The following is a 19052-nucleotide window of genomic DNA, read 5'->3' as shown; positions in this document are numbered from 1 at the left end:
ATCATACCTCCATTGGGTTCTGCAGATTGCCGCTGGTATCACCGGTCGGGCGTGCCATACGGTTAGCCCGAATAACCAGGGATGGCGTGGTCTTCTCAGCTATGGGTAATGGCGCGATATCGGCCAGATCCCCATGTTTGCTACGCAGGTTTTCCAGGGTATCGAACTCAATAGCACGCATTGGGCAGGCTTCCACACACACAGGCTTTCGTCCCATGGGGATGCGAGCAAAACAACCATCACACTTGCTCATTACCTTTTTCTCAGCGTTGTATTGAGGGGCACCATAAGGACAGGCCATCTCACAATAACGACAGCCAACGCATATATCCTGATTCACCGCCACCAGCCCATCTTCCCCCCGTTTGTGCATAGCACCGGTGGGACAGGCAGAAACACAGGCGGGTTCTTCACAGTGGTTACAGGAAATAGAGACGTAATAGGCAAAAATATCCGGATACCACCCATCGTCCTGCCTGGCCCAACTCCCCCCTTCATATTCATAAACCCGTCGAAAATTCACACCCAGTGGCAGGTCAAAAAAATCCTTGCAGGCGATCCGGCAGGTGTTGCAACCGGTGCATTTGTTCGTATCGATAAAGAATCCGTATTGCTTGCCCATGTTCAGGCCCCCTTCTGCCAGGCTTTGACTTCAACCAGATTGGTGTGCTGAGGGTTACCCTTAGCATATGGCGATGGACGCCCCCAGTAAGTCAGAGTGTTAATACAGCCCCCCCGGTCAAGACCGATTCGATCCGGCCGGTACCAGGAACCTTCTGGCAGTGCACAAACGCCAGGCATAATACGACTTGTGACTTTCAGTGGTACAAGCAGCCTTCCTTTGTCGTTAAACACCTCAACCCTTTGTCCATGTAACAGACCACGCTGTTCTGCATCCACAGGATTCATCCACAGCTTGTCTGGCAGAGCCTCCCGGAGGATATCAACGTTATCGTAGGTCGAGTGAACCCGGGATTTCGTATGGTAGCCAATCATCTGCAGAGGGAACTGTTTCGTCAGCGGATCATCAAATCCCCGATAGCTTCGGACATATTCCGGCAGCGGTTTGATGACATCGCCTTCCGGCAGCGTCCAGGTTGCTGCCGCTTCAGCAAGAACCTGGGAGTAGATCTCGATTTTGCCCGACGGGGTTTTCAATGGATGCTTAACCGGATCTTCCCGGAAGTCCTTGAAGGCAACTGCCGCATGCCCTCTGTTCGGAAATTTGATAATCCCCAGCTCCCGGAATTCATCAAACGCTGGCAGTCCGGGAATTGCCTCACCGGCCAGAGCGTGAATATGTTTAAGCCACTCACACTCATTTCTACCCTGGGTATATTCCTTTTCAATACCCAGTCGTTTGGCCAGCTCAGTACAGATTTCATAAATATTTTTGCACTCAAACATCGGCTCAATCACCTGAGAGCAATAAATCCGGTAATCCATATTGCCCGGGTTATCTGGCACCGCGATGTCTTCACGCTCAACGGTAGACACATCCGGCAACAGAATATCGGCAAACCGTGCACTGCTGGTCATATGGTTATCAATCACCACTATCATTTCACAGCGGGTTTCGTCCTGTAGAACCTTATGGGTGTTATTAATATCTGAGTGCTGGTTACAGATGATATTGCCGGCATAATTCCAGAAGAACTTGATGGGCACCCCCAGTTGATCCTTACCACGGACGCCCGCATTGGTAGCCGTCATGTTCTCGCCATCCAGAATGGCATCCATCCAGGTGAACACCGAGATGCTGGTCTTGACCGGGTTAGCGGTGCCTGGGAAACCCGGGTAGCCACTGTCGTAGCTCGACTCAGTATGGCCGGAGTTTCCTCCCGGAATACCGACATTACCGGTCAGGGCGGCCAGCATGCCGATGGCGCGCGCACTCTGCTCACCGTTGGCCTGACGCTGCGGCCCCCAACCCTGGGTGATATGTGCCGGTTTGGCCATGGCGATTTCCCGAGCCAGCTTGGTAATGCGCTCCGCAGGAATACCGGTAATCTGCTCAGCCCACTGTGGGGTCTTTTCAAGACCATCTGGGCCTTTGCCCAGAATATACGACTTATAATCACTATTAGCTGGCACACCTTCTGGCAGGGTCTTGTGATCGTACCCCATGCAGTAAGTATCCAGAAAATGCTGGTCCACCAGATTTTCGCGGATCATCACATGGGCCATGCCGGCAATCAGAGCCGGATCCGTTCCGGGGCGGATCGGCACCCATTCATCCTCTTTCCCCAGACAGGTATCGGTATAACGGGGGTCGATAACAATCATGCGCACACTGTGTTTCTTCCGCGCCTGTTCCAGGTGATACATCACACCGCCGCCACCGGTTCGGGTTTCTGCCGGATTATGGCCAAACACAACATACAGACGGGTATTGGCAATATCAGTAATGCCGTTCGCTTTACGGTCGCCATACAGGGTTGGAAATGCGGAGCGTATCTGGGCAGTACTGTAGGTACCATAGTGATTCAGCCAGCCACCCCAAAGGTTCATCAACTGGGCAAACTGGGAGTTAGCAGGCGGGGATGATGCTGCCAGTGTCGCCCCCATAAGGCCTGTGGCACGATTGATATAAATTGCCTCGTTGCCATATTGCGCTTTGGTTCGCTTCAAGGCATCAACGATCGTATCAAAGGCCTCATCCCAGCTGATCCGTTCGAACTTTCCTTCACCCCGTTTCCCAACACGCTTCATGGGGTACTTCAGGCGATCCGGGTTATAAATACGACGCCGGCTGGAACGACCTCGCAGACAGGCTCTCACCTGGTGCTCACTGTATTTATCATCACCGGAGCTGTCCGTTTCACAACGGACAATCACACCATCCTCAACGTGATACTTGATCGGGCAGCGGCTCTGACAGTTCACCATACAGGAACTCCAGACCTCTCTGGTCTGCCTGTCTGGCATCTGCTTTTTGTCCTCTTTGGCAATGCTCTGGAACGGTAAGCCAGCCATCACAAGCCCTGCGCCACCGGCAAGGGCACTGCTTTTCAATAATGTCCGACGGCTGATTCCATCTCCACAAAAACGGTCAGAGGCCGTTTTTATTCTATGTCTGTCTTCTGCCACGCTGCTGATCCCTTCCCCAAATCCAGGAGCCTGTTGGACTTAACTCTGATCTACCGCGAAAAAGTCCGGTTAAGTCCGACAGGCCCATAACGATTCAACACCGAAAGCCATTGGTACCTTGTCACAAATACGCAAACACACGTATTTATTAACCGGGTTGTCATGGCATTTACTAAAAATAACTTTTGCGTTTAAACCGTGTTTTTTTGGGGGAGTGTATTGAATGGGCGCAAAGAAAATACCTGTTAATACGCCAATAAACACCGAAAACAGGACACGCTGCTTTCCGATCTCTCCAGAAGGATTTCTGCCTCTTGAGAATGAAATCAAAAAGAGCAACCGGAACGTGGTGCCCATGCAGGTTGACTATGCCAACGGTTATTTACTCGGCTGGCATCACCATGAACGCGTGCAGTTAATTTACCCATCAACCGGCGTTATTCACCTTCGCACTACCGACTCAATCTGGGTAGCAACACCGGAAAAAGGGGTATTGATTCCAGCAGGGACGCTTCATCAGGTTAAAATGCACGGTGTCGTGCAAATGCGCAGTCTGTTCCTGCACAGTCAGGTACTGAATCACTCTCCCGAAAGCTGTTGTTTTGTTGATATCTCACCAATGCTGAGGGAAATGCTTCGACATGCGGCCAATATACCAAAGGATTACGATGAAGCCGGACCCGATGGCCGTTTAATCAGTGTCATTATTGATCAGTTGTCTTTTGCCAATACACCAGTCATTAACCTGCCGTTACCCAGTGATCTACGGATACAGAAAATCGAGCGAGATCTTATCGAAAACCCGGCAGATAACCGAAATTTGGAAGCATTTGCTGAAGATCTTTGCATCAGTACACGAACACTGTCCCGGGCTTTCCAGCTGGATATCAACATACCGTTTCGGGACTGGCGAAATCGCCTTCGTCTCGTTGCAGCACTCAGACTGCTGGCTCTCGGAGAATCCGTGGCCACGACTGCGCTCAGTGTCGGTTTTTCCAGCGAGAGTGCATTTATCGAACGTTTCAAACAGGCGATGGGAATCACCCCAGGTCGCTATCAGCGGAAAATATAGCCTATGCACCACACCACCTGGATGCTGGATTACGCTCCCCCTTTCAACTGGCCTGCAATGCTCGGTTTCTTTCGTAACCGGGCCATTCCCGGTGTGGAGCTGGTGACTGACAATGTTTATTCAAGAACCATCACTCTGGAAGCCGTGAAGGGATGGCTGATTCTCCAGCCTGCACCGGACAGGGATGCCCTGCAATTGGATATCTTTATCAGTGAAATGGGGCTTGAAGACAAAATCGTTTCTAAAGTCCGGCAGCTGATGGATCTTGATGCTCCCATGGAAGAAATAATCCATAAGCTGTCATGCAGCCCAAAACTAACGACACTAGTCAAACAGTACGCAGGAACCCGACTGCCCGGCTGCTGGGATGTATTCGAGTTCTCTGTGCGCGCCATTCTGGGCCAGCAAATCAGCGTTAAGGCGGCGACCACTCTGGCTGGCCGTATTACCCACGCTTATGGCGAGCCCAGTGGTGACCTTTTTCCGGATGGCCTCAGCCACTTCTTCCCTTCGGCTGAAGTACTTTCTACGCAGGATTTCGAGGGAATCGGCCTGACCCGTTCACGAAAGGCAACACTGATGAACCTGGCAAAACGGGTATCCTCCGGAGCTCTGCAACTGAATGCCGACAATGGACTGGAAGACTTTGTCCATCGCCTTGTGCAGGAGCCGGGTATTGGCCCATGGACTGCCCACTATCTGGCCATGAGAGGGCTCAGCCAGCCCGATGCCTTTCCCGCCAGTGACCTTGGCATTATCAAAGGTCTGGCTGAAGGCGATGTACTGCCTAAGCCAAAACAGATTGAAACCATGGCAGAGCAGTGGCGCCCTTGGCGTGCCTATGCGGCGATCTATCTATGGCAAAGCTGAAGCCGACCATCACAACAGCATGACTACTAGGGAGTGTTACCAACTGGCCATTCAACCAGTTGGTCATACAAGCACTCAGGCAAGGCGAACGGCGCAGGACATGGTGGTTCCCTGTTCAAGGCGTTCAACACGGCATGAGTGCTTGTATGACCAACCCGAAGGGCCACCCATTATTTGCGCCATACAGCGTTGCTCACTGCTCATGTGGAACAACCATACTACGCAGCTCGCGCCTTGTCTGGCGCAAATAATGGGTGGCTGGCTGTATGCCCAGTTGGTAACACCCCCTAGCTAACCACAATGGAGAACGGAATGTACGCCGTTATTTTTGAAGTTGAAATCAAAGAAGGTTGCAAAGATGCCTATCTGGCTCTGGGGGCAAAAATGCGTGAACGCGTTGCCAGTTATGAGGGATTCATCTCTGCCGAACGATTTGCCAGTGTGGTCACCGAAGGCAAGATCTGCAGTCTCTCCTTCTGGGAAAGTGAACAGGCCATCGCTCGCTGGAAGCAGGACATGGAGCATCTGATCTGTCAGCAGCAAGGCAGGGAGCAACTGTTTAACGACTACCGCATCCGTATTGCCCATGTGGAGCGGGACTACACGATGGCAGGGACTTAAAAGCCCCAACCCAATAAATTCCTACTGAATTTGACCGCAACCACCGGAGTTTTTACGGATGCGCCTTCATTTACTGTAGAGTGAACATGAAATCCGGAGGAGCTATGGCCAGCCTGTCAAAGAATCAGCGCCGTCATGCACTGACAATCACCCAGGATCCACGCTGGGAGAAAATAATAGCGCGAGATGCATCAGCGGACACACTGTTTGTCTATGGCGTAAAAACCACAGGAATTTACTGCCGGGCAAGCAGTTGTGCACGATTGCCCAAACCGGAGAATATCGTTTTTTTCAACAGTGCCGAGGAGGCTGAAACGGCAGGCTTCCGCCCCAGCAAACGGGCAGCCAGAGATAAGTCTGATGTTCTACAGCATCACACAATGATTGCTGAGAACGCCTGCCGCTTTATCGAGCAGAGTGAGACCACACCCACTCTCGAACAACTGGCTGAACAGGCAGGTCTGAGCAGCTTCCACTTTCAACGGGTATTCAAATCGATCGTTGGCCTGAGCCCAAAAGGTTATGACACCGCCTGGCGTGCCAGAACAATCCGAGCTCAGCTCAATGAATGTAAGACAGTAACGGAGGCTATTTACACCGCAGGCCTGAGTTCCAGCAGCCGTTTTTACGAACGCTCCAGCAAAGTACTGGGTATGCGCCCCAAAGATTTCAAGACAGGTGGCAACAATATGGATATCCATTTTGCCATTGGCGAATGCTCGCTGGGCTCTATCCTGGTCGCCCAGAGTTTCAGAGGGGTTTGTGCCATTCTACTGGGTGATGATCCTGATAAGCTTGCCCGTGATCTGCAGGATATGATGCCAAAAGCAAACCTGATTGGGGGAGATGAACAGTTTGAACAAATCGTCGCCCAGGTCGTGGGTTTTATTGAAGCGCCGGAACTGGGGCTGGACCTGCCTCTGGATATTCGTGGTACCGCTTTTCAGGAACGAGTCTGGCAGGCCTTACGGGAGGTTCCGGTAGGCACAACCGTATCCTATTCCGATATTGCGGAAAAAATTGGTCAGCCCTCAGCAGTCAGGGCCGTCGCTCAGGCCTGTGGTCAGAACCGTCTGGCTGTGGCCATTCCCTGTCATCGCGTGGTGCGCAGAGATGGCAGTCTGTCTGGCTATCGCTGGGGGGTGGAACGCAAGCAGCAGCTACTCGCGCAGGAAAAACCGCATCGCCATTTATCCTAAGAAATTGAGCGCAGGAATCGGAGTTTTTTCCAATGATCCGGAACCTACAGTAGCAGGACATCAACACGAATCATAAGTGTTGATGGCTCTTGAGCACAGATAGTCTGGAACATTCGATGTCTATTTCTCTGGAAACCAAACGCACCAATTTCCGCAAGTTACATGAAGAAGGCACGCTTATACTGACCAACCCCTGGGATATAGGAGGCCTTCGTCGTTTGGAAAAACTGGGGGCCAAAGCGATCGCCACAACCAGTGCCGGCTTTTCCTGGCATTTGGGCCGTGAAGACTTCGAGGCTGCCAAAGAAGAAGTATTAGCTCACCTGACACAACTGTGTGCAGCTACAGACCTTCCGGTCAATGCCGACTTCCAGTCTGGTTTTGCAGATGACCCCGCCGATCTGGCTGAAAACGTGAAACAGGCAATAGAAACAGGAATTGCTGGCCTCTCTATTGAGGATCGTACCGGTGACCAACTCTACTCTCCTGAGCTGTCGGTAGAACGAATCAGGGCCTGTCGCCAGGCTATTGATGAAACTGGTCAGGATGTCCTGCTGGTTGCCCGCTGTGAAGGACTGCTGACAGGCACTGCCGATATGGATGAAGTAATTACCCGACTAAAGGCGTATGCCGATGCCGGTGCGGATGTGTTGTTTGCACCGGGCGTTATGGATAAAGAGCATATCAAGAGCATGGTCGATGCAGTGGCACCAAAGCCGGTAAATGTCCTGTTATTAACCGCCGATATGGAGATTGGTGCCCTGGCTTCACTGGGTGTACGCCGATTCAGTACAGGCTTTGCCCTGGCTCAATCAGCCTGGGTGGGTTTTGAAGTAGCAGCTGCGTCAGTTCTTCAACAGGGCCATCTGCCGAGTTAAATCACCGCCATCACAAGCAGATCTGCTCTATTGTCGACGTAATATTCAGCAACAAAAACCCCCGACAATAATTAACGTTACTGTCGGGGGCTTCTTAATCAACGTCGTTTTCTTTACGCAACGTTTTCAACTCAGCGTTTAAGACTTGCTGGTGAACTCAGGGTAAGCTTCCATACCACATTCAGTGAGGTCAGCACCTTCGTACTCTTCTTCTTCAGAGATACGCAGCCCCATGATCACCTTGATCACACCCCAGACAACCAGAGAAGCACCGAACACCCAGGCAAAGATGCTGCCGATACCCAGTAATTGAGCACCCAGGGTAGCGTCGCTGTTGGTCAGAGGTACAGCCAGCAGACCCCAGATACCTACAACACCGTGAACCGAGATGGCACCTACTGGATCATCGATACGCAGTTTGTCCAGCGCCAGGATAGAGAAGACCACCAGGGCTCCACCGACAGCACCGATCAGCGTTGCACCCAGGGCAGTTGGCGTCAGAGGTTCTGCAGTAATAGCTACCAGACCAGCCAGCGCACCGTTCAGGGCCATTGTCAGGTCAGCCTTGCCAAACAGCAGTCTGGCAACGATCAGGGCGGCAATAACACCACCGGCTGCGCCAGCATTGGTGTTTACAAAAATCTGTGCAACAGCGTTGGCATTTTCAACATCAGCAATCTTTAGCTGAGAGCCACCGTTGAAGCCGAACCAGCCCAGCCAGAGGATAAAGGTACCCAGAGTGGCCAGAGGCAGGTTAGCACCAGGCATGGCATTAACAGCACCGTTAGAACCGTACTTGCCTTTACGGGCACCCAGCAGCAGCACACCCGCCAGGGCAGCAGAAGCACCTGCCATGTGAACCACACCGGAACCGGCAAAGTCCTGGAAGCCAGCTTCGTTCAGGAAACCACCGCCCCACTTCCAGAAGCCCTGTACCGGATAGATGAAGCCAGTCATGAAGACCGCAAACAGCAGGAAGGCCCACAGCTTCATACGCTCAGCAACCGCACCGGAAACGATGGACATGGCCGTCGCTACGAAGACAACCTGGAAGAAGAAGTCAGAACGCAGAGAGTAGTAAGGAGCGTCATCACCACCGGCAACCACCGACTCGACGCTGTTTTCAGTGCCCAGCAACGTGCCGAACAGAGGCATGATGCCGCCTTCATTAGCGCCTGGATACATGATCTGGTAACCACAGAGCAGGTACATGGTGCAGGCAATGGCAAACAGGGCAATATTCTTGGTCAGAATTTCAACGGTGTTCTTTGAGCGCACCAGACCGGCTTCAAGCATGGCAAAGCCGGCGGCCATCCACATGACCAGTGCACCACACATCAGGAAATAAAAAGTGTCGAGCGCATACGACAGCTGAGTTATATCTTCCACGGGACCCCTCCCAGTAAAATTCACATCTTCTTATCTGTTTTATATCGCTATTACTGCTGAGCGATGTCATCAGTGGCTGCTGATGAGTAATGCCTTTGGCTGGCTATTAGATAGCGTCGACGCCAGTTTCTCCGGTACGGATTCGAATGGCCTGTTCCAGAGCCGTTACGAAAATCTTTCCGTCTCCGATTTTGCCGGTGTTGGCCGCATTGGAAACCGCTTCAATCACTTGATCCAACAGGTCGTCAGAGATTGCCACTTCAATCTTTACCTTTGGCAGAAAGTCCACAACGTACTCTGCACCGCGATACAACTCGGTATGACCTTTCTGGCGACCAAAGCCCTTGACTTCAGTCACTGTAATACCCTGAACGCCGATATCAGAAAGCGCTTCCCGCACGTCATCAAGCTTGAATGGCTTGATAATGGCTGATACTAACTTCATGCATTATTCTCCTGGCTTTACTTAATATTCATCCGGGAGGGGTGACCTGGATGCGATACAGCTTCCAAAGTCTACGCATTTCCCTTTGTGTTACAACAGCCTGTTTTATTTCAACGGCCAACAAAAGGAAGAACGAACCCTGCCAGTATTAGTTTCAGGCGATCCCACCTGACACTGATTAAATGGTTAACCCTTTTTAAGCAGTCTCTGTGCCAGTTTTCACATATCCCCATAAATGGGCATGATTGAGGGCTTCATAAGCTCAAATGAGTACCGAAACAGGCAAGCGCACCCATTTGATGCACTAAAACCTTATCCCCTCCCATAAAAGCGCACCAAAACAGTGCGACAATCAATACATTCTAAAACCACCCAAACTTGATGCTTCATCAGAGAGCAGCTAAATCTATTACTCAGAACGAAACAGCACATGCTCCATATGCACCATGCTTCCCAATAAATTTGAGGCTTCAGCCGAAGGCGTCAGAGGTATAACCATTGCCAGACAGCACAATCACCCAAAGCGACATCATCACCATTGACGTCACATCCCCCTTCGCCTCGCAGCAGCTGCTGGAAGCCTATACAACCACTGGTATTGCTTACTTCACGGGATTACCCATTGCCACAGAGGCGTTTCAGGCCAGGGTATTGGAGACAGCCCAACGTTTCTTTCTCGGGTTTACCGCAGAGCAAAAAGCAGCACTGCGCTTTGGTGTCCCAGGCTATATCCGTGGATACAGTGGGCCAGGTAGCGAACAGTATGGCGATACTGCTGACACCTATCAGGAGCATTATGTCGAGTCGCTGGATATCGTCAGTGGCATGACCATCCGCCAGTGGCCAGACCTGCTTATAGATTCCGGTTTAATGGATGAACTGGAACAATATCGCCGCGTTGCCGCACAGGCTGCCACCATTATTCTGACTCTGACTGAGAAAGCCCTTAAACTGACACCAGGATTTCTGGCTACCAAGCATGCACTAAGCCGGGGCAACAGCACGTTTCGCCTGAACCACTACCCGGCCATGATGCAAAATCAGCGTAAAGGCTCAATTCGCTTTGGTGAGCATACCGACTTTGACACCATCTCCCTGCTGCTCTTACTGGACGATGCTGGCGGCCTGCAGTTTCAAAACCCCCGAGGAGAGTGGTGTTCCCTGAAAAGAAAACCCAACACTTTATTGGTTCACGTTGCGGACATGCTGGCGCGCTGGAGCAATGAGCGTCTGGTGGCAACACCCCATCGAGTCTATGCCGAAGACCAGGATGACCTTTGGCCAGAGCGCTATACCATGATCTTTTTTGCCGCTCCGCCCTCCAACACCTGGGTCGATTCCAAAGATTTGTTCCCAGATGAGCCCAATAAATACCCGCCAGTCAGTGCCGGAGATTACCTGAAACAGCGTCTGGAACAGATTTACGGAAGCAGCTATCGGGAAAAAATCGGCTAGTTCTATCAAGGCCCGGGTTGAGGTATCCTTCCTCTTTCTGACCACCAGCCCAGCGATAACCATGATCGATAAAGCCGCCTTAATTAATAATATTGCCGCCAAAGCCGGAGAATTTTTTAACGGTGACAAAAGCCAGACCCGGGAAGATATCGAAAAAAATATCAAGGCCTTGGTCGGCAGTGCGCTGTCAAAACTCGAGTTGGTCACCCGTGATGAGTTTGATACTCAGGTTGCTGTTCTAAGGCACACCCGTGAGCGCCTTGAAGCGCTGGAAAAAGAGATGAAAAAGCTTAAGTCAAAAGACGAAGAGCAGGAAGACAAAGAGCGGGAAGAAAACCATAAAGAAGACGAGGAAAATTCTGCTAACTGATTTTTCACACTTCACCTTGCATCTGCAGTTTCAGGTAGGTGAATACTGACACAGCGATACCCTCATAACCCAGAGGGCGTTACCAACTAGCCATCCGAACAGTTGATAATGCCCCTTGGTATCTTTCGTTAATTAAAACAAAGTACCTTCAGCACTGGACAGGTTTACGCTCGAGCAAATCTGTGCACCTGTGCTTGCATGCATACCCAGCCTTCTAAAGACCTATACTGCCCGAATATCATCGCTCTGCCTCGAACAATAATCCGGCATAAAGAACTGAAGGACAGACGGTATTTACATAAAATCTGATGTGGCTACGTCGAAAAGATGACCCTTATTGGGTTTCGGGAAATAAGCATACCTAATGCGTACCAGTATCAATACTATAATAAGAAAAGGACAACAATATGAACATCAAGAACCATAAAGAAGCAGAGCATTTAGTCATCACACTGTGGAAACTCAACTTCCGCATCTCTGAGATTATGTATTTAGCTCAACTGAACTGCAAACAAGTCCTCGACATAGTTAGAGGCGGTAAGAAATGATTTGTTTTAACAACTGTCAGGGGTTTACCAAAGAGCAGAATTACGGGGCAGATTACTCAATATGGGCAACCGATTATTTTAAGTATCGTCATAAAATTCGTAAAGGCGCCGCGGCGGTCATCATCGATAAACTCGAAGATGGAACTTACTCCAAAAAAGTGATTAAGATTACTGAGTTCGGTCAAGCCGTTGATCCTGAAACAAAACGTGAAGTAGTAACAATAGATGGGGATTTACACTCACAAGGAATTTACACCAAAGCAGAATTAAGCCTCGACAAAATGACATCAAGGATGTTTGACAAAAATGGCAATTTCCTGAGAAAAAGTGTGATTTAACAATCAAGAAAGCATGAAAAAAACAATTGTAAAAATTATGCGAGTCTATCTGGCGAGTGATCACTCATAACGTATCTTACGGCTTTCAACTCTGACAGACACAAACTTACGCAGCGACTCTTAAATAAACTGCTATCTTAGATCGTTTAACGTTGTTTAATCGGTCAATAATAAAAATGCCTTCAACACTGGCGCAGGTCTACACTCGGGCAAATCAGGGCATCCGTGCACCTGCGGTTTCAGTGGAAGTTCATCTTTCTCAGGGCTTACCCTGTTTAAATATTGTAGGCCTACCTGAAGCCGCTGTAAGGGAGAGCAAGGATCGCGTACGAAGTGCCTTGATCAACAGCGGTTTTGACTTCCCTGATGGCCGAATTACGGTAAATCTTGCACCCGCAGACCTTCCAAAAGAAGGCGGCCGCTTTGATCTGCCCATTGCGCTGGGCATTCTGGTAGCTTCAGGACAGCTGCCGGGTGAGGTTCTGGAGAATAAAGAGTTCCTTGGTGAACTCGCACTTTCCGGTCACCTTCGCCCCGTCCGAGCCGTTCTTCCGGCTTCATTAGCCTGCAAAGAAACTAACAGGGCATTGATCCTTCCTGAGCAGAATGCGTCTGTTGCCGCCATGGTCAGCAGTGTCACGATTATTGGCACCCAAAACCTCACCGAAGTTTGCGCTTACCTGCGAGAGAAGATTCATATTGAGCCCGCAAAAGCAGACCAAAACGGTTGTAAAACACATTACCCAGATCTTTCCGAGGTTCGAGGCCAGGAGCAAGCCAAGCGAGCGTTGTTGATTGCCGCAGCAGGCTCTCATCACCTGCTGCTTTTTGGTCCACCCGGTACCGGAAAAACCATGCTGGCCAGCCGTCTTCCCGGGCTGCTTCCACCACTGACAGAATCCGAAGCACTTGATGTGGCCGCTATACACTCACTGACATCCAGCGCTATGGACACTGTCTGGCAGCGCCCTTTTCGCACACCTCATCACTCCTCTTCATCCGTCTCTCTGGTGGGCGGTGGCAGCATACCTCAACCGGGCGAAATCTCTTTTGCGCACCATGGAGTGTTATTTCTGGATGAAATGCCTGAATTTGCCCGTACGGCTCTGGAAATGCTGAGAGAGCCTCTGGAAAATGGTGAGGTGGTCATCACCCGGGCTAAAGGCCAGGAATGTTTTCCTGCCCGATTCCAGCTGGTTGGCGCAATGAACCCCTGCCCCTGTGGCTACCTGGGAGACAGTCAGCGCAACTGCCGGTGCTCACCTGATCAGGTCAGACGCTACCGAAACAAATTATCCGGGCCACTGCTGGATCGTATAGACCTTCAGATTGAGGTGCCATCCCAGACAATTCAAACGATTATGGAGCCTGCTGTTCAGAACAACGATTCCGAAGAAACCAGTTCAGAAAAGCTGAGAGACCTTGTGATCAAAGCCCGGAAAAAACAACTGGCAAGGCAGGAAAAAATCAATTGCCAACTGTCATCCAGAGAGCTGTTTGAAGTCTGCGCACTGGGTGAAAAGGAGAAAGGGCTGATAGCCAGAGCATCCGAGCACCTGCAAATCTCAACCCGCGGGCTGCATCGAATTTTGCGAGTTGCCAGAACCATTGCCGACCTTGCAGGCAGCCCTGAGGTGCTAAGCCCACACCTTGGAGAAGCCATGCAGTATCGGCAACTGGATCGCCAGTCCGTTCAATAAGCCTACTTCTGAATATTCGTTTTGATAACCAACTGTTTAAAAGCAATCGAGTTATGATCCGTCTCATCCCTCTCAGGTTCATAAGCCAGTTCGGCATCCGGAAAACGGGCAAACAGTTCGCTTAACGAAAGGAACAACTGTCGTTTTGCCAGTGCAGCACCAATACAGAAGCGCGGTCCATAACCAAAAAGCACATCCTTATCGTGGCTCCGGTTCATATTGAATTTTTCAGGCTCTGTATAATATTGCGGATCATAGTCCTTTAGATGGGGCATCAATAACACCATCTGCCCCTTACGAACCTTCTGTCCAAGAAGTTCCATATCCTCAGGCGCATAACGGGCAAAACCCATTTTGGAATTGGCCGACCAGCGCATCATTTCCGTAAATGCCTTGCCAAACGCTTCCGGGCTTTCCAGTGCCTCAGCGATCTGGTCGCGGTTTTTCAGCAGGGAATAAACACTCCACTGCTGGGCTATCAGCGTGGTATCTGCACCCGCTCCAATAAGGGCCAACACCATCGTAATGATGTCCCATTCACGAAACTGCTCGTTTTCTTTTTCCACCTGGATAAGCGCACTGAGAAAGTCATCCTGTCGGGGCATCAAACGACGCTCGGCAATCACCTCCTGGATAATATCAATGGCCCGATTACTGTCTTCCCGCGCTTTCTGCCGGCGCTCTTCCGATATGGTCGGATTCCAGGCTTCGGTAAAACTGGTCACTACCGGTTTAAAATCATCCCAGTACTTTTCCGGTATCCCGACAATTCGGGTAATGGAGATAAAGGGGATATGAGCGGCAACCTTTTCGATATAGTCAAAGCTGTCCGGTGTTCCCAGCTCATCAAACAGCGCTTTGATATCCGGCTCAATCCGCATGCTGATCGCTTCCACAACATTTCGGGAAAATGCTGGAGACGACACTTTACGAACCAGCCGGTGATGATCTTTATCGGCCACCAGGCTATGACCAATCAATGCACGTTCGAAGTTTGTCCACTCACTTTCTGGAGGACGGGGTGGCGCATACTCCCAGTCATAAAAGTCAGATGACAGGTATTCTGTACGCCAGCAGTCCATGATGTCTTTAATGCCAGTCATAATCCAGGCCTGCCAGAGCGGATACCAGACCAAAGGACCCCGTTTTACCAGCTCATGCCATTGAGGCACCGGGTCTTCACAATATTCAAGGGAGTGAGGGTTATAAACCGTTTCAATCGGAGGTAAAGCTTCTTTTTTTATAGAGTATTGAGCTTCGCCTTGATCATGCTCGATGGTCCCCATAATGATGGTGCCTCATTTTTTATTATTTGTTATGGAGGTATTAGGCCGTTATTTACGACATTATGATTCATATCTAACGATTACCGTTGTACAAACTTATACGCCCGTGTATTTTTTTAATCAAGTGTCATTTTCTGCCTGACAGAAATTCCAGTACACCTATTACTGAAAAGCAATGGAGCATAATAACAATGAAAAATTTCCAGGATAAAGTAGCCGTTATCACCGGTGGAGCCAGTGGTGTTGGCAGAGCATTGGCATTTGAACTTGCCCGTGAAGGTGCCAGGGTGGTTATTTCTGATATCGAAGTGTCCGCACTGGAGCAAACCATTGCCGACATCAAGGCTGAAGGTCTGGAATGTGCCGGGCAAATCGCCGATGTGACCAATGGTGACTCGATGAAAGCTCTGGCAGCATCCATTACAGAGCAGCTTGGAGCAATACACCTGGTATTTGCCAATGCCGGAGTGGGTACCGGTGAAGGCGGCATGATGTGGGAGTATGACCTGAATGACTGGGAGTGGGGTTTTCGGGTGAATACCTGGGGCCTTATCCACACCATCAATGCCTTTATCCCCAAACTGGTTGAGCAGAATGAAGAAGCACATTTTGTCGTCACCGGATCAGGCAACGGTGCCTTTCTGATGATGCCAAACACCCCCATCTATACAGCCACTAAAGCCGCTGTTCAGGCCATCACAGAGAATCTTCACTATCAGCTTCAGATGAGCCAGTCCCCGGTCAAAGTGAACGCCCTTTTTCCCGGACCTCATGTGGTTAACAGTGGTATTTTTAATTCAGAACGTAATCGCCCTTCCGATCTGCCTGCAAACCCTGAAAAGCCGGGCTCTGGTATTTCATCACTAGACGATATGAAAGCCATTATGGCTCAGTATCAGCGGGAACTGAAAACCACAGAGCCTGAGGAAGTTGCGGCCTTTGCACTACAGGAACTGCGCAAAGACACTTTCTGGATTACACCGATGAGTAAAAAATCGGAAGAAGCATTCAAATCAAGAGTGAACAGCATCCTGAAAAGAACAACACCTTTGGTTCCGGATGTACTGTAAACCCTATTAACTGGAGCCTGCTGAACCTGGCGCATAGCGTAAAAAGTTCAGCAGGCTCCCAGAACTATGGTTCACATCTAACCATAGCTAATGCACCGGTTTTCACCTGCTTACCCCAAACTAAAAATGTCGGTTATCAATCAAAGTTGTTGATTTGATACATTCCGATTTTTTTGACTTCCACGACAGGCTGATTTTTTCTTTGAAAGAAAAAACTATAGTTTAGTAAACTCGGAATCCTTGTTACTAACGACATTGACATCCTCTGGTTCATACGCTGGATTATCAAAGCCTTCTGGTGCTATATCTGTAGTTGGATAAACTACCTTTTTCACTAAATCCAAATCGACTTCTTCACTTGGTTTCCAAGGGTTATGCCAATTACCCTTACCCCTGCAACATTCAAGAAATTTTTGATAGTTACAAAAATAATTTTCTTTATAGCAAACCATCTCAAATGGTTCATCAAATGAGATGGAGCACTCTTTTGCATGCTCAAAATCCCTATCCGAATTCAGCACATACTCCTGAAGGTCTGCATATGGTTTTACCTTAGACTCAAACTCAGCGGCTCGACATAACTCCTCTTGCTTCTTTAACTCCACCTCTCCAGGCCCAAAAATATTTTCAACCGTAATATCAGCAACAGATGAAATTACCGAAATCCGACATATAGCGAAGTTTAATATTTCTTGATGCTCATCATCTGAAAGCGGATTCAATGTATCTACATGCTGTTTAAATACATTAAAAAGTTTTTCAGCTCTAGCTACTTCTTCCAATTGTCGATTTTCACCACGCAAAGACCTACGCCCCACTGCTATAAGCTCTGACCTATCAGATTCTGGTAAATAACGGTTGCAGCAAACGAGCTTCCGAACTGAACGTAAAAAGCTTGAACAGCATGTTTCATCACTGACATGATCAGGAGCTACAGAAAGGCCAGTTCCACTTACAGGCGAAGAGACAGAAGGGGAAGCAGCCTGAACATCTGACACAGAGATTATTCCTCCTAGAACGGTTTTACCTTTATTTGGTTAGACAACCTATTCAACTGATTTATCCTTCTCCTTATAAATAAAAAACCGTGCCCACGATAAACGTAGACACGGCTGCAAAGACAATCATTTGCTGCTCTTAAGCTGAGCAGTTATTCAGCATCAGGCCAGTGCCATTTCACCGACTTCTGGAGCCTGACCACTCTTCATCAGTTCATTCATCTCTGTTTTGATCTGGTCAGAGCGTGGGCCAAAGATAGCCTGCATATTCTGACCAACGACCAGCACGGCAGTTGCACCCAGTGCCTTGATGGCTTCAACATCCACATTCTCAGGCTTGTCGACGGTTACACGCAGGCGAGTGATACAGGCATCAATGCTCTTGATATTGCTCTGGCCACCAAAAGCAACAAACAGTTTTCTGGCCAGTTCACTGCCAACTTCTGAGGTATTCGCAGCTTCTGCTTCCTGCTCACGACCGGGTGTACGCAGGTTGAACATTTTGATCGCGAAAGTGAATACGGTGTAATACAGCACCGCGTAAGCCAGACCCCACACCAGAATCATTGCTGGCTTGGTACCGATGCTAAAGGACAGCGCATAGTCAATCAGACCGTGGGAGAACGAACCGCCCATCTTGATTTCGAAGAAATTGGTGATCACGAATGCGATACCTGCCAGCAGTGCGTGAATTCCGTAGAGAATTGGCGCAACAAACAGGAAGGAGAACTCGATGGGCTCGGTAATACCGGTCAGAAAAGAAGTCAGAGCCGCAGACATCATAATACCGCCCACCACTTTCTGGTTTTCGGTTTTCGCACTGCGCCACATGGCAATCGCCGCCGCTGGCAGACCAAACATTTTGAACAGGAAGCCACCCGCCAGGAAGCCTGCAGTTGGGTCACCGGCAAAGAAACGCGGAATATCACCATTCACCACAACGCCAGAGGCCGTCACGAACTCACCCATCTGAGACTGGAAAGGAACGTTCCAGATATGATGCAGACCAAAAGGAATCAGCAGTCGCTCAACAAAGCCGTAAACAAAGCCCATGGTCGTTGGGTTACCTTCTACGGCATAGTTACCAAACGCATCAATGGCATTACCAATGGGTGGCCAGATAAAACTGAGGGCCACACCCATGACGATGGCGGCAAAAGCCGTGATGATTGGTACAAAGCGCTTACCCGCAAAAAAGCCCAGGTACTCAGGCAGCTGGATTTTATAGAAGCGATTGAACATCACCGATGCCAGAATACCCACCAAAATGCCACCAAATACACCAGTATCAATAGACGCAATACCCATGATGGTTTTGGTTTCGATACCCAGCGTGTTGGCCATAACCCCCATGGTCGCCAGCAGTACGACATAGCCAACAATTGCTGCCAGAGAAGAAACGCCATCATTATCCGTCAGGCTGAGTACAACGCCGATAGCAAACAACAGAGGCAGGTTACCAAAAACAGCGCCGCCCGCCTGAGCCATGATATGATTCAGCAGTTCAGGAATGATTGAAAAGTTTGCGCTACCTACCCCCAGAAGGATGCCGGCAGCGGGCAGAATTGCCACGGGCAGCATCAGCGAGCGCCCGATTTTCTGTAGAAGGGAGAATGCTTTTTGCACCTGTTAACCTCAAGTAACCGTTCTTGTAAAAAAGGGTATATAAACGTTGCCAAGTCAGTTTTTGTACTCTTACCGGTACTAACTGCTCATGATGTAG

The 19052-nt window shown here is 49.7% G+C and carries 18 protein-coding genes; 10 read left to right on the top strand and 8 right to left on the bottom strand.

Annotation, left to right across the window (positions count from 1 at the left end; genetic code table 11):
- Nucleotide 1 precedes the first annotated feature (1 nt).
- Both GV64_RS06245 and GV64_RS06240 read right to left on the bottom strand, forming a co-directional pair.
- Nucleotides 2-622 (bottom strand): DMSO/selenate family reductase complex B subunit, encoded by a 621-nt coding sequence (locus GV64_RS06245; protein WP_020580979.1) that lies wholly within the window; start codon nt 620-622, stop codon nt 2-4.
- A gap of 2 nt (nt 623-624) precedes the next feature.
- Nucleotides 625-3090, bottom strand: coding sequence for a DMSO/selenate family reductase complex A subunit (locus tag GV64_RS06240; RefSeq protein ID WP_020580980.1), 2466 nt, complete (start codon nt 3088-3090; stop codon nt 625-627).
- 223 nt (nt 3091-3313) lie between these two features.
- On the opposite strand from GV64_RS06240, the gene GV64_RS06235 reads away from it, so the two are divergent.
- Both GV64_RS06235 and GV64_RS06230 read left to right on the top strand, forming a co-directional pair.
- Entirely contained in the window at nt 3314-4162 is an 849-nt protein-coding gene (locus GV64_RS06235; protein WP_020580981.1) for an AraC family transcriptional regulator, read from the top strand.
- A gap of 3 nt (nt 4163-4165) precedes the next feature.
- Nucleotides 4166-5032, top strand: coding sequence for a DNA-3-methyladenine glycosylase family protein (locus GV64_RS06230; RefSeq protein ID WP_020580982.1), 867 nt, complete (start codon nt 4166-4168; stop codon nt 5030-5032).
- A 75-nt stretch (nt 5033-5107) separates the two neighbouring features.
- Here GV64_RS06230 and GV64_RS26080 read toward each other — a convergent pair whose 3' ends face one another.
- A complete protein-coding gene (locus GV64_RS26080; protein ID WP_269078655.1) occupies nt 5108-5236 on the bottom strand; it encodes a hypothetical protein in 129 nt (42 codons plus the stop codon).
- Between the two features lie 108 nt (nt 5237-5344).
- On the opposite strand from GV64_RS26080, the gene GV64_RS06225 reads away from it, so the two are divergent.
- From GV64_RS06225 to GV64_RS06215, 3 genes are all read left to right on the top strand, one after another.
- A complete protein-coding gene (locus tag GV64_RS06225) occupies nt 5345-5653 on the top strand; it encodes an antibiotic biosynthesis monooxygenase family protein (protein WP_020580983.1) in 309 nt (102 codons plus the stop codon).
- Nucleotides 5654-5757: 104 nt separating this feature from the next.
- Nucleotides 5758-6852, top strand: a complete 1095-nt coding sequence (gene ada / locus GV64_RS06220; protein ID WP_020580984.1) for a bifunctional DNA-binding transcriptional regulator/O6-methylguanine-DNA methyltransferase Ada — start codon at nt 5758-5760, stop codon at nt 6850-6852.
- A 116-nt stretch (nt 6853-6968) separates the two neighbouring features.
- Nucleotides 6969-7730, top strand: a complete 762-nt coding sequence (locus GV64_RS06215) for an isocitrate lyase/PEP mutase family protein (RefSeq protein ID WP_020580985.1) — start codon at nt 6969-6971, stop codon at nt 7728-7730.
- Nucleotides 7731-7868: 138 nt separating this feature from the next.
- On the opposite strand, the gene GV64_RS06210 is transcribed toward GV64_RS06215, so the two are convergent.
- Complete coding sequence (locus tag GV64_RS06210) at nt 7869-9119, bottom strand: ammonium transporter (RefSeq protein WP_020580986.1); 1251 nt, start codon at nt 9117-9119, stop codon at nt 7869-7871.
- A gap of 106 nt (nt 9120-9225) precedes the next feature.
- Nucleotides 9226-9564, bottom strand: a complete 339-nt coding sequence (glnK, locus tag GV64_RS06205) for a P-II family nitrogen regulator (protein ID WP_020580987.1) — start codon at nt 9562-9564, stop codon at nt 9226-9228.
- A 498-nt stretch (nt 9565-10062) separates the two neighbouring features.
- Here glnK and GV64_RS23635 point away from each other — a divergent pair, with 498 nt between their 5' ends.
- The 4 genes from GV64_RS23635 (at nt 10063) to GV64_RS06185 (ending at nt 13975) form a co-directional block, all read left to right on the top strand.
- Complete coding sequence (locus GV64_RS23635; RefSeq protein ID WP_020580988.1) at nt 10063-11019, top strand: 2OG-Fe(II) oxygenase family protein; 957 nt, start codon at nt 10063-10065, stop codon at nt 11017-11019.
- A gap of 61 nt (nt 11020-11080) precedes the next feature.
- Nucleotides 11081-11389 carry an accessory factor UbiK family protein gene (locus GV64_RS06195; RefSeq protein ID WP_020580989.1) on the top strand — a complete coding sequence of 103 codons (309 nt, stop codon included), beginning with the start codon at nt 11081-11083 and terminating at the stop codon, nt 11387-11389.
- Between the two features lie 544 nt (nt 11390-11933).
- On the top strand, nt 11934-12275 hold the full coding sequence (locus GV64_RS06190; protein WP_020580991.1) for a hypothetical protein: 342 nt from the start codon (nt 11934-11936) through the stop codon (nt 12273-12275).
- A gap of 176 nt (nt 12276-12451) precedes the next feature.
- The gene (locus tag GV64_RS06185; protein ID WP_020580992.1) at nt 12452-13975 is read left to right on the top strand and encodes a YifB family Mg chelatase-like AAA ATPase; all 1524 of its coding nucleotides are present in this window, start codon (nt 12452-12454) and stop codon (nt 13973-13975) included.
- Nucleotides 13976-13977: 2 nt separating this feature from the next.
- Here the strand turns inward: GV64_RS06185 and GV64_RS06180 are convergent, their stop codons facing one another.
- Entirely contained in the window at nt 13978-15261 is a 1284-nt protein-coding gene (locus tag GV64_RS06180; RefSeq protein WP_020580993.1) for a cytochrome P450, read from the bottom strand.
- Between the two features lie 191 nt (nt 15262-15452).
- Here GV64_RS06180 and GV64_RS06175 point away from each other — a divergent pair, with 191 nt between their 5' ends.
- Nucleotides 15453-16331 (top strand): SDR family NAD(P)-dependent oxidoreductase, encoded by an 879-nt coding sequence (locus GV64_RS06175; protein ID WP_020580994.1) that lies wholly within the window; start codon nt 15453-15455, stop codon nt 16329-16331.
- A gap of 215 nt (nt 16332-16546) precedes the next feature.
- On the opposite strand, the gene GV64_RS06170 is transcribed toward GV64_RS06175, so the two are convergent.
- Together GV64_RS06170 and ptsG are read right to left on the bottom strand one after the other, a co-directional pair.
- Nucleotides 16547-17329 (bottom strand): hypothetical protein, encoded by a 783-nt coding sequence (locus GV64_RS06170; RefSeq protein WP_020580995.1) that lies wholly within the window; start codon nt 17327-17329, stop codon nt 16547-16549.
- Nucleotides 17330-17491: 162 nt separating this feature from the next.
- Complete coding sequence (gene ptsG, locus GV64_RS06165; protein ID WP_085931357.1) at nt 17492-18955, bottom strand: PTS glucose transporter subunit IIBC; 1464 nt, start codon at nt 18953-18955, stop codon at nt 17492-17494.
- Between the last annotated feature and the right edge of the window lie 97 nt (nt 18956-19052).

Source organism: Endozoicomonas elysicola, from assembly GCF_000710775.1.
Classification (GTDB): domain Bacteria; phylum Pseudomonadota; class Gammaproteobacteria; order Pseudomonadales; family Endozoicomonadaceae; genus Endozoicomonas; species Endozoicomonas elysicola.
The sequence above is the reverse complement of the archived record's forward strand: the minus strand, read 5'-3'. Positions and strand labels throughout refer to the sequence as shown.

Excerpts from the sequence above, each read along its gene's own strand:
- GV64_RS06245 (WP_020580979.1), bottom strand. The coding sequence starts at position 622 with ATGGGCAAGCAATACGGATTCTTTATCGATACGAACAAATGCACCGGT.
- GV64_RS06235 (WP_020580981.1), top strand. The coding sequence starts at position 3,314 with ATGGGCGCAAAGAAAATACCTGTTAATACGCCAATAAACACCGAAAAC.
- GV64_RS06230 (WP_020580982.1), top strand. The coding sequence starts at position 4,166 with ATGCACCACACCACCTGGATGCTGGATTACGCTCCCCCTTTCAACTGG.
- GV64_RS26080 (WP_269078655.1), bottom strand. The coding sequence starts at position 5,236 with ATGAGCAGTGAGCAACGCTGTATGGCGCAAATAATGGGTGGCCCTTCG.
- GV64_RS06225 (WP_020580983.1), top strand. The coding sequence starts at position 5,345 with ATGTACGCCGTTATTTTTGAAGTTGAAATCAAAGAAGGTTGCAAAGAT.
- ada (WP_020580984.1), top strand. The coding sequence starts at position 5,758 with ATGGCCAGCCTGTCAAAGAATCAGCGCCGTCATGCACTGACAATCACC.
- GV64_RS06215 (WP_020580985.1), top strand. The coding sequence starts at position 6,969 with ATGTCTATTTCTCTGGAAACCAAACGCACCAATTTCCGCAAGTTACAT.
- glnK (WP_020580987.1), bottom strand. The coding sequence starts at position 9,564 with ATGAAGTTAGTATCAGCCATTATCAAGCCATTCAAGCTTGATGACGTG.
- GV64_RS06195 (WP_020580989.1), top strand. The coding sequence starts at position 11,081 with ATGATCGATAAAGCCGCCTTAATTAATAATATTGCCGCCAAAGCCGGA.
- GV64_RS06190 (WP_020580991.1), top strand. The coding sequence starts at position 11,934 with ATGATTTGTTTTAACAACTGTCAGGGGTTTACCAAAGAGCAGAATTAC.
- GV64_RS06185 (WP_020580992.1), top strand. The coding sequence starts at position 12,452 with ATGCCTTCAACACTGGCGCAGGTCTACACTCGGGCAAATCAGGGCATC.
- GV64_RS06180 (WP_020580993.1), bottom strand. The coding sequence starts at position 15,261 with ATGGGGACCATCGAGCATGATCAAGGCGAAGCTCAATACTCTATAAAA.
- GV64_RS06175 (WP_020580994.1), top strand. The coding sequence starts at position 15,453 with ATGAAAAATTTCCAGGATAAAGTAGCCGTTATCACCGGTGGAGCCAGT.